The organism is Pseudomonas sp. Xaverov 83, assembly GCF_019352905.1.
Classification (GTDB): domain Bacteria; phylum Pseudomonadota; class Gammaproteobacteria; order Pseudomonadales; family Pseudomonadaceae; genus Aquipseudomonas; species Aquipseudomonas yamanorum.
On the sequence record NZ_JAAAFU010000064.1, the window covers coordinates 1 to 9,256 of the forward strand.

Annotated in this window: 8 protein-coding genes; 3 read left to right on the forward strand and 5 right to left on the reverse strand. The window is 60.8% G+C overall.

Annotated elements, in window-relative coordinates:
• Positions 1-164: 164 nt before the first annotated feature.
• The 5 genes from fabB to K0H47_RS20010 all read right to left on the reverse strand — a co-directional run bounded on the left by fabB (position 165) and on the right by K0H47_RS20010 (position 7,123).
• Entirely contained in the window at positions 165-1,385 is a 1,221-nt protein-coding gene (gene fabB / locus K0H47_RS19990) for a beta-ketoacyl-ACP synthase I (protein WP_017480195.1), read from the reverse strand.
• A gap of 11 nt (positions 1,386-1,396) precedes the next feature.
• Positions 1,397-1,912 carry a 3-hydroxyacyl-[acyl-carrier-protein] dehydratase FabA gene (gene fabA / locus K0H47_RS19995; RefSeq protein WP_003210552.1) on the reverse strand — a complete coding sequence of 172 codons (516 nt, stop codon included), beginning with the start codon at positions 1,910-1,912 and terminating at the stop codon, positions 1,397-1,399.
• Positions 1,913-2,160: 248 nt separating this feature from the next.
• The gene (locus K0H47_RS20000) at positions 2,161-4,062 is read right to left on the reverse strand and encodes an ATP-binding protein (protein WP_219273488.1); all 1,902 of its coding nucleotides are present in this window, start codon (positions 4,060-4,062) and stop codon (positions 2,161-2,163) included.
• Positions 4,059-4,970 (reverse strand): ABC transporter substrate-binding protein, encoded by a 912-nt coding sequence (locus tag K0H47_RS20005; protein ID WP_063033924.1) that lies wholly within the window; start codon positions 4,968-4,970, stop codon positions 4,059-4,061. Before K0H47_RS20005 ends, K0H47_RS20000 begins: the two co-directional genes overlap by 4 nt.
• A gap of 20 nt (positions 4,971-4,990) precedes the next feature.
• Complete coding sequence (locus K0H47_RS20010; RefSeq protein WP_218264468.1) at positions 4,991-7,123, reverse strand: TonB-dependent receptor domain-containing protein; 2,133 nt, start codon at positions 7,121-7,123, stop codon at positions 4,991-4,993.
• Positions 7,124-7,318: 195 nt separating this feature from the next.
• Here K0H47_RS20010 and K0H47_RS20015 point away from each other — a divergent pair, with 195 nt between their 5' ends.
• The 3 genes from K0H47_RS20015 to sixA are packed head-to-tail and all read left to right on the forward strand — an operon-like array spanning position 7,319 to position 9,145.
• Positions 7,319-8,344 carry an NAD(P)H-dependent glycerol-3-phosphate dehydrogenase gene (locus tag K0H47_RS20015; protein ID WP_017480199.1) on the forward strand — a complete coding sequence of 342 codons (1,026 nt, stop codon included), beginning with the start codon at positions 7,319-7,321 and terminating at the stop codon, positions 8,342-8,344.
• A 10-nt stretch (positions 8,345-8,354) separates the two neighbouring features.
• Positions 8,355-8,702 (forward strand): DUF4389 domain-containing protein, encoded by a 348-nt coding sequence (locus tag K0H47_RS20020; RefSeq protein WP_219273489.1) that lies wholly within the window; start codon positions 8,355-8,357, stop codon positions 8,700-8,702.
• A complete protein-coding gene (sixA, locus tag K0H47_RS20025) occupies positions 8,699-9,145 on the forward strand; it encodes a phosphohistidine phosphatase SixA (protein ID WP_219273490.1) in 447 nt (148 codons plus the stop codon). Before K0H47_RS20020 ends, sixA begins: the two co-directional genes overlap by 4 nt.
• Positions 9,146-9,256 lie beyond the last annotated feature (111 nt).

Sequence of the window (9,256 nt, forward strand, 5' to 3'; positions counted from 1 at the left end):
GCAAGAGCGTTTTGCTTACTTTTGCGCTGTTCAAAAGTGAGCCGCTGTAAGAGCGGAACCATAGGCGGCCATCACCCAAATAATGGATATACACCCAACAACCGAGGCAAAAAAAAACGCCCCGAACCAGTCGGGGCGTTTTCAGGCGATCAAGCCGCGGGGACTTACTTACCCTGCCAGCGCTTCAGCACCAAGGTAGCGTTAGTGCCACCAAAGCCAAAGCTGTTGCTCATCACAGTGTTGATGGTCGCATCTTCACGAGTCTTGGTCAGAATCGGCATGTCAGCCACGTCCGGATCCAGTTCCTCGATGTTGGCAGAACCTGCCATGAAGTTGCCTTCCATCATCAGCAGGCAGTAGATCGCTTCGTGAACGCCGGCGGCGCCCAGAGAGTGACCCGACAGGCTCTTGGTAGAGCTGATTGCCGGAGCCTTGTCGCCGAATACCGCACGCACGCCTTCCATTTCCTTGGAGTCGCCGACCGGAGTCGAAGTACCGTGGGTGTTCAGGTAGTCGATCGGGGTATCAACGGTGGACATGGCCATCTGCATGCAGCGGATGGCGCCTTCGCCGCTTGGCGCAACCATGTCGTAGCCGTCGGACGTCGCGCCGTAGCCAACGATTTCCGCGTAGATCTTCGCGCCACGGGCCAGGGCGTGTTCCAGCTCCTCGACCACCACCATGCCGCCACCGCCAGCAATGACGAAACCATCACGGTTCTTGTCATAGGCGCGGGAAGCTTTTTCCGGGGTTTCGTTGTACTGGGTCGACAGGGCGCCCATGGCGTCGAACAGGAACGACTGGCTCCAATGTTCTTCTTCACCGCCACCGGCAAACACGATGTCCTGCTTGCCCAACTGGATCTGCTCTACAGCGGTACCGATGCAGTGAGCACTGGTGGCGCAAGCGGAGGAGATCGAGTAGTTCACGCCCTTGATCTTGAACGGCGTGGCCAGGCAGGCGGAAACGGTGCTGCCCATGGTCCGCGTGACGCGGTACGGGCCAACACGCTTGACGCCTTTCTCGCGCAGGATGTCCAGCGCTTCCATCTGGTTCAAGGTCGACGCGCCACCGGAACCGGCGATCAGGCCGGTGCGCACGTTGGACACCTGGTCTTCGCTCAGGCCGGAATCGGTGATCGCGTCCTTCATGGCCAGATAGGCGTAAGCAGCTGCGTGGCCGACGAAGCGATAGATCTTGCGATCGATCAGTTCTTCGAGGGGCAGGTCGATGGAGCCGGAAACCTGGCTACGCAGACCCATTTCGGCATATTCCGGGTTGAAGCGGATGCCAGGGCGACTTGCACGCAGGTTAGCGGAGACGGTCTCTTTGTCATTGCCCAGGCACGAAACAATGCCCAGACCAGTGATAACGACGCGGCGCATGCGGATAACCCTTAAAAGTTGTCAGTGGAAGTGAATACGCCGACCCGAAGGCCTTCGGCAGTATAAATCTCGCGACCGTCGACAGTCACCGAACCATCGGCAATGGCCAGGTTCAGCTTGCCCTTGAGGACGCGCTTGATTTGAATGTTGTAGGTGACTTTCTTGGCGGTCGGCAAGACCTGGCCAAAGAACTTCACTTCGCCCGAACCCAGGGCGCGACCGCGGCCCGGCAAGCCTTGCCAGCCCAGGTAGAAACCGACCAGCTGCCACATGGCGTCAAGGCCCAGGCAGCCCGGCATCACCGGATCGCCTTCGAAATGGCAGGCGAAAAACCACAGGTCAGGGGTGATATCCAGCTCGGCGACCAATTCACCTTTGCCGTACTTGCCACCCTCTTCGCTGATATGGGTGATGCGATCCACCATCAGCATGTTCGGGGCGGGCAGTTGCGCGTTACCTGGGCCGAACAGCTCACCGCGACTGCAGCGCAGCAGGTCTTCCCGAGTAAAGGCGTTTTGTTTGGTCATGCGAGCTCCTCAATAATCCCATGCGGCAGGGCAGGGCAAATCTTCCCGGCCGACTGAAGCGTTCATGCCTCATATCGGCAGCCTACACATAGACTATTGCGTTGTAGTGAAAGTCACAGCGTCAAGGTCATGAATGTACACTTGTGCACTGAAATTATAAACCGGGCCGGTTTACGGGCCCGTTCGGGTGCCTAAGACTGCCGCACTTTCGTCTTTCACGCCAGTCGCAGTTGGCTGATGGCACCGTGTTACTGCACCCATCGCTGCAAGATTTGCTGTAAATCCGTGCGTTTGAACGGCTTTGCCAGGTAATCGTTCATTCCGGCTGCCAGACAGGCTTCGCGGTCACCCTGCAAGGCATTGGCCGTGAGGGCAATGATCGGCAGGTCGGCGCAGCCGGGCAACTGGCGAATCTGCCGGGTGGCCTCGTAGCCATCGATGCCCGGCAGTCGGCAGTCCATCAGGATCGCGGTAAAAATCAGGCTCTCGGCACTGCGAATCGCTTCGGCACCATCGGTGGCGATGCTCACCTCGAACCCCAGGCTGCGCAGCATGGCTTCGACCACCGTGCGGTTGACCGGATTGTCTTCCACCAGCAATACGTTGCGGCCTTCGCCTGCGCTGGCACTGCCTTCGGCGTTCGGCACGAGCACCGGCAAGCTCTGCTGGTAGATCGCCAGGGGGATTTCCAGGGTGAATACCGAGCCCTGGCCTTCCTGGCTCTGGGCGCGAAGGGTGCCGCCCATGCGTTCGGCCAGGGTGCGTGCAATAGGCAGGCCCAGTCCGGTGCCACCGTAACGTCTTGAAATGGAACTGTCGGCTTGCTGGAACGCGTCGAACATCAGTTCCAGACGCTCGGCGGAAATGCCAATCCCGCTGTCGCGCACGGTGCAGGTGAACCACAGCAATTCATGGTCGAGGGTCTGCCAATGGGGTTCGACGGTTACGGTGCCGTGCTCAGTGAACTTGAGGGCATTGCCGATCAGGTTCACCAGGATCTGCCGGATGCGGGTCGGATCGCCCTGTACTTGCAGCGAGCCCAGGCCCTGCGGGATCGGTACTTCAAGCGCCAGTCTGCGTTGCTGGGCGGCATGCTGGAAAGCCTGGGCGCAACTGCTGATCAGCTCCACCAGGTCGAACGGAATGTGCTCAAGCTCCAGTGCCGCGCGCTCGATGCGCGAGAAGTCGAGGATGTCGTTGATCACCTTCAGCAGGTGTTCGGTGGACTCCGAGGCCAGTGCCGCGTATTCGGTCTGCTCCTCGGTCATGTCGGTGGTTTCCAGCAGTTGCAGCATGCCCAGCACCCCGTTCATCGGCGTGCGCAGTTCATGGCTCATCATCGCCAGGAAGTCCGACTTGGCATTGTTCGCCCGCTCGGCTTCTTCGCGGGTCTGGATCAACTGGGCCATGGCCTGGTGCTGTTCACGACTGGCCTGGTTCAAACCGTCGGCCAGGTTATTGATGTGGCGCGACAAGTCGCCCAGTTCCGAGTCATCGACGATAGGCAGTGGCGTCTGGTAATCGCCCTGCTGGATTGCCTTGACTGCATTGCCCATGGCGCTGATGGGTTGCGACAGGCTGGCCGCCAGGCGCCGGGCCAACAGGAAGGTAAACAACAGGGCGAACAGCGCAAGAATCCCGGCCTTGAACAGGATTTCCTGCTGGCGCTGGCTGAACGCGTCGTTGGACATGCCGACAATCACCCGTCCCAGATAATCCGCGCGGGGAGCCTTGGGTTCTGTGGTGCTGTCCTGGAAGAAGTCATTGCCCAACTGGATATGCTGCAGGCGAATCGGCGCCTGGAACACTTTCACCGACAGCGAGCGATCATGCTTCTCTGACGGCTGCTCGACATACACCAGAATGTTTTCGGAGCTGTCCTGAATCTCCAGAAAGCGCACATGGGGCGTGGCCAGGGTGGCCCGCAACAGGCTTTCGAGCACGTCGTTGTTGCCGGAAATAACCCCATATTCGGTGGCCGGCGCCAGTTGGTTGGCGATCAACTGGCCGGTGTGGTCCAGCTCCTGGCGCAAGTCCTGGATCCGTACGAAGGTAAAGAAGCTGATCAACAGCAGTGTCAGCAGGAGTGCCGGGCCCAGGGTGATGAGCTGGGTTCGGGTGTTGATGTCCCAACGGCGACGTAAGGTCATGGGCGTTTTTCTCCTTCGGCCAGGCGGGCGGCGACGTTGGTTTCGTCCACCTGTTCGATCCCCAGTGAGCGCGCAACCTGTGGGTTGCCCACGACTTTGAAACGTTCCGGGTACAGCGAGCGTGGCCAGTTGGCGGGCGCATGGTCCAGTAGCCGGTCAAGTACGTTCAGCCAGTCGGCCTGATCGCTGTAGGTGCTGGCCAGGCTGCCGGCCTTGACGAACCCGGCGTTGGGCCCGACCAGTGGCAACTGCCTGGCGTAGCTGCTAAGCAGCAGGTTTTTCGCGGTTTTCGGGTTGTATAGCTGGGGATCATCCAGCCCCAGCAAGACGTCGCTGTTCTTGAACAGGCTTTGCAATGGGCGACTGTCATTAATGTTGTCCCACAGCTGGGGCACGATCTCGAGGCCCATGGGAGCTGCGTACTGGCGCAGCTCGCGCAGCAGGAATTCACTGTCGATGCCATAGAGCACGCCGATGCGCCGGGCCTGGGGCAGGATGCCGCTGATCAGGCGCAGTTGGCGGTCCAGCGGCGGGTCGCTCCACAACAGGCTGATCTTGGGCGGCACGCTATCACCCAGGCGCTGGCGGGCTTGCAAGCGGCTGATGCGCAACACCAGGGTCGGCGGGCCCTGGGTGTCTTGCAGGCGCCAGTCGAGGCTGGGCAGGTCCAGCAGGATCAGGCGGGTGCTGGCCGGCAAGTGCGCCGGGGAGGGAAGGTCTTTGAGTGGGGTGAACTTCACGCTGTCTTCGGGGCGCTGTTGGGCAAGGGCCTGGACGAAGGTTTGTACGCCGGGGCCGTCTTCCTCGGCGGTCAGCAGGATATCCGCCGCCCATGTCGGGGCGGCAAACAGTAAAACCCCAAGCAACACACAGCACCGCCAGAGTCGGGCGGTAAAGGAGGGGGTCATCCGTGACGAGTCGCTGTCCACTAGAACTCTAGCTCCGCACTGAAGTAGAGCACGTGGCGTTGGTCATAGTTGTTGTCGGGCCAGGTGGTGGGCTGATTGTCGAGACGCTGTTGCAACATGCCGGCCAGCTCCACGTTGGCTTTGCCCAGGGCAATGCGCTTGGCCACCCGCAGGTCGACCCGTTCGAAGCGATACTGGTTGAGCGCGTCGTCGCCATAGTAGAACACCGCGCTGGACCAGCCCTGGCCCCACTCCCGCATCCAGCCCGCCGAGCCGCTGTTGCGGGCGGTTTGCTGTCTGTCCAGAGGGTTGGTGGCGCTGGCGTCCACGTAAGCATAGGTCAGTCGCAGCCGGTCGGCGGTGCTCATGTGCCAGTCGAGTTGGGTCTCGGTGCCGGTGAAACGCGAGCTGTTCGAGTTGCTGGCGATGTACTGGTTGTTGCGCAGTGGCTCGCTGACCATGTCGCTGATTTCGTCGTAGAACAGCTTCACGTCCACGTTCAGCCCGATGTCCGCAAAAAAGCCGTTGTAGCCCAGTTCCCGGGAGCGCATCAGTTCTTTGTTGAGGTCGCCCGGGCCGCGGGTCACCACGAAATATTGACCGGAATTCTGGCCGTAGGCCGGTGAGCTGAGGTTGGTGACGCGGTAGCTCCAGTTGACGTTGTTCTCGAACATGTCCGGCGAGCGGATCGCTTCGGAGTACACCGCGCGCAGGCCGTGGCGCGGGTTGATCAGGTAGTTGACGGCCACTCGGGGCGTCAGCGAGTTGCCGCTCAGGTGGGTGTCTTCGTACATCGCACCGCCCTGCAGCAGCCAATGTTCGCTGGCGCGCCATTCCAGGTGGCCGAACAGTCGCCAGGTGGTGTCGTCCAGGGTGCCGTTGAAATAGGTGTCGGAGTCGGCGCGGTCGTAGCGGTAGTTCATGCCGCTGACCAGGCGCAGGCTGTCGGACAGGCTGAGGGTGTCCTGAATCTCCAGGTCGTAGCGGCTTTCCTTGGTGCTTTGGTCGATGTTGCCGCACACGCTCTGGTTCGCACCCTCACGCCATTGATTCAGCACCTGATTGGCCAGGGCCTGTTCAGCCGCACTGCCAGGAGGCGCCGAGCCATTGCTGTATGCCTCCATGTGCCGGGCCAGCCGCTCGGCATAGTTGGGATTGAGCTGCCACAGTTGGGTCAACTCCGGGCTGAAGGAGACCTTGGCATCGCAGGCGCGCCAGATCTGCCGGCGATCCCACTGCTGGGCCGAACCCTGGATATACAGGCTGTGATCAGGATTGAAGTCGAAGTTCCAGCGCAGGGAGCCGGCGTAATCCTTGGCGCTGACGTCGGAATTTGTACCGCCTTCGGTAATCCCGTCGAACACCGGTTGGTAGGTGTACGGGCGTTGGTTGGTGCCTTCCTTGGCGTCCAGTTGCCAGTCGATGCTTTGTTGCGCGTTCAGGGTCTGGCTCACGGCCAGGCTGAAGCGGCTCAGGCGGCGACTGTCGCGGCGGTCGGCGCCCACGCGGTCGCTGTCAAAACCATCGTCCTGTTGGCCGGAGAGTGACAGGCGCAGGTCGCCGGTTTCCCAGCCCATGCCCTGGCTGGCATACCAGTCGTTGATCCCGCGGCCGCCCTGGGTAAGTTTCATCCGGGTGCCGTGGCTGTTGCCTGGGGAGCGGGTGAGGATGTTGACCACCGCCATCAGCGCGTTGGCACCGTAGCTGACGGTGTTGGGGCCGCGGAAGACTTCGATGCGGTCGATGTCTTCCAGGGCCACCGGAATATCGCTCCAGTCCACTGTCGCCAGGCCCGCGCGGTACACCGAACGACCATCGATCAGCACCTGCATGCGCCGGGCGTCGCCGGCCTGGGTGCCGTGGTAATTCACAGCCGCCTGGTTGCCGGTGGTGTAGCCGACCATCATTCCGGGCACCAACCGCAGCAGTTCCGGGATATCCCGCGCACCGCTGGCCTTGATCAACTCGCTGTCGATCACCGTCATGCTGCCGGGCACGGCGGCGGCCGATTGCTTGAGGCGAGTGGCGGTCAGCACCTGCGGCAGCGGTTGGCTGTCGAGGAACAGATCGTCGGCCAGCAACGGCGCACTGCACCATGGCATGCACAACAGCGTCAGCAGAAGGGATGAACGAGGAGGAGGGCCCAAATACACGGCACGGCCTTGATAATTACGGATAGCCGCCCATGTTAACTGAGGTGGGGCCTTTTGCCAGTCGTCGGCCCTGTAATTACTTCGCACAAATGTCGCATTTTCCGACCAGCGTTTGAATTGACGCGGGGGCTGGCCGCAAGCGGGTCGCTCCGTATAATGCGGCCATCGCCACTGCTATGGATTAACGGATTGCATATGACTGAACAGCGCCCTATTGCGGTCCTGGGAGGCGGAAGTTTTGGTACCGCCGTGGCTAATCTGCTGGCTGAAAATGGTCACCGGGTGCGTCAATGGATGCGTGACCCCGAGCAAGCCGAGGCCATCCGGGTCAACCGGGAAAACCCCCGTTACCTTAAAGGCATCAAGATTCTGCCGGCTGTTGAGCCGGTGACAGATTTGCTGGCGACGTTGACCGAGTGCGACTTGTGCTTCGTCGCGTTGCCATCCAGTGCCTTGCGTTCGGTGCTCGCGCCTCACGCCGAGCGGCTGGCGGGCAAGCTGCTGGTCAGCCTGACCAAGGGCATCGAGGCGCACACCTTCAAGTTGATGAGCGAAATCCTTGAAGAAATCGCCCCCGAGGCGCGCATTGGCGTGTTGTCCGGACCGAACCTGGCGCGGGAAGTGGCTGAGCACGCCCTGACCGCCACCGTGATCGCGAGTGAAGACGAAGAACTCTGCGAGCGGGTGCAGGCAGTGCTGCACGGTCGCACCTTCCGCGTTTACGCCAGTGCTGACCGCTTCGGCGTCGAACTGGGCGGGGCGTTAAAAAACGTCTACGCGATCATCGCCGGCATGGCGGTTGCGCTGGGCATGGGCGAAAACACCAAGAGCATGCTGATCACCCGTGCCTTGGCCGAGATGACGCGCTTTGCGGTCAACCAGGGCGCCAACCCGATGACCTTCCTTGGCCTGGCGGGTGTGGGCGACCTGATCGTCACCTGCTCGTCACCGAAAAGCCGCAACTATCAGGTCGGTTTTGCCCTCGGCCAGGGCCTGAGCCTGGAAGACGCCGTGACGCGTTTGGGCGAAGTGGCCGAAGGCGTCAACACCCTGAAGGTGCTGAAGGCCAAGGCTCAGGAAGTCGGGGTGTATATGCCGCTGGTCGCGGGTTTGCACGCGATCCTGTTTGAAGGGCGCACCTTGAACCAGGTCATCGAGTTGCTGATGCGGGCCGAGCCGAAGACCGATGTCGACTTTATTTCCACCAGTGGTTTCAACTGAGGAACGCGTCATGAACGATCCGAAAGCAGCTCCCAAATACGAATCCATTGGCCTGCGTGTGGTGTGGATGCTGGTGTTTGCCCTGGTGTGGCAAGTGGCGCAGTTTCTGCTGGGGGCGCTGGTGGTAGTGCAACTGGTTTATCGCCTGGTGTACGGCGCGCCGAACCTGGGGCTGATGAATTTTGGTGACAGCCTGAGTCAGTTCCTGGCGCAGATTGGGCGGTTTGGCAGTTTTCATAGTGATCAGAAGCCTTGGCCGTTTGCTGATTGGCCGACGCCCCGTGCACCTGAAGGTGAGGCTGCTCACAGCGTGCCGCCGGCGCCGCATCCTGTGCGTGATGAGGAACCCAAACTATGAAGGTGTGGGTGTTGCGTCACGGTGAGGCCGAGGGGCATGCGCGTACGGATGCTGAGCGTAATTTGACGGCCCATGGGCGCGAGGAGGTTTTGCGCAGTGCGGGGCATCTGATTGGGCAGCCTGTGCGGGCGATTATTGCCAGTCCGTATGTGCGGGCGCAGCAGACGGCGCAGTTGGTGCGTGAGGCGTTGGGGTTTGAGCCTGAGATTCGCACTGTGTCTTGGTTGACGCCGGAGAGTAATCCGCTGGAGGTGCTCAAGCATCTCGATAATGATGATGTGTTGTTGGTTAGTCATCAGCCGTTTGTAGGGGGGCTGATCAGTTATTTGCAGCATGGGCATTTGCGGCAGCCGCAGGCTATGAGTACGGCGAGTTTGGCGGAGTTGGAAGGGGATTTTCCGTTGGCGGGGTTGATGAGTCTTTTGAGTGTTCGGAATCCTTAAGGTTGGGTTTGGGTACATATCCGTTTCTTCGGTAACGGCCACCTATGGTTCCGCTCTTACAGCGGGTCACTTTTGGCAAACGCCCCAAAAGTAACCAAAAGGTCTTTGCCC

Bases quoted from the DNA above. Each gene is read 5' to 3' on its own strand.
- fabB (WP_017480195.1), bottom strand. From the start codon at position 1,385: ATGCGCCGCGTCGTTATCACTGGTCTGGGCATTGTTTCGTGCCTGGGC.
- fabA (WP_003210552.1), bottom strand. From the start codon at position 1,912: ATGACCAAACAAAACGCCTTTACTCGGGAAGACCTGCTGCGCTGCAGT.
- K0H47_RS20000 (WP_219273488.1), bottom strand. From the start codon at position 4,062: ATGACCTTACGTCGCCGTTGGGACATCAACACCCGAACCCAGCTCATC.
- K0H47_RS20005 (WP_063033924.1), bottom strand. From the start codon at position 4,970: ATGACCCCCTCCTTTACCGCCCGACTCTGGCGGTGCTGTGTGTTGCTT.
- K0H47_RS20015 (WP_017480199.1), top strand. From the start codon at position 7,319: ATGACTGAACAGCGCCCTATTGCGGTCCTGGGAGGCGGAAGTTTTGGT.
- K0H47_RS20020 (WP_219273489.1), top strand. From the start codon at position 8,355: ATGAACGATCCGAAAGCAGCTCCCAAATACGAATCCATTGGCCTGCGT.
- sixA (WP_219273490.1), top strand. From the start codon at position 8,699: ATGAAGGTGTGGGTGTTGCGTCACGGTGAGGCCGAGGGGCATGCGCGT.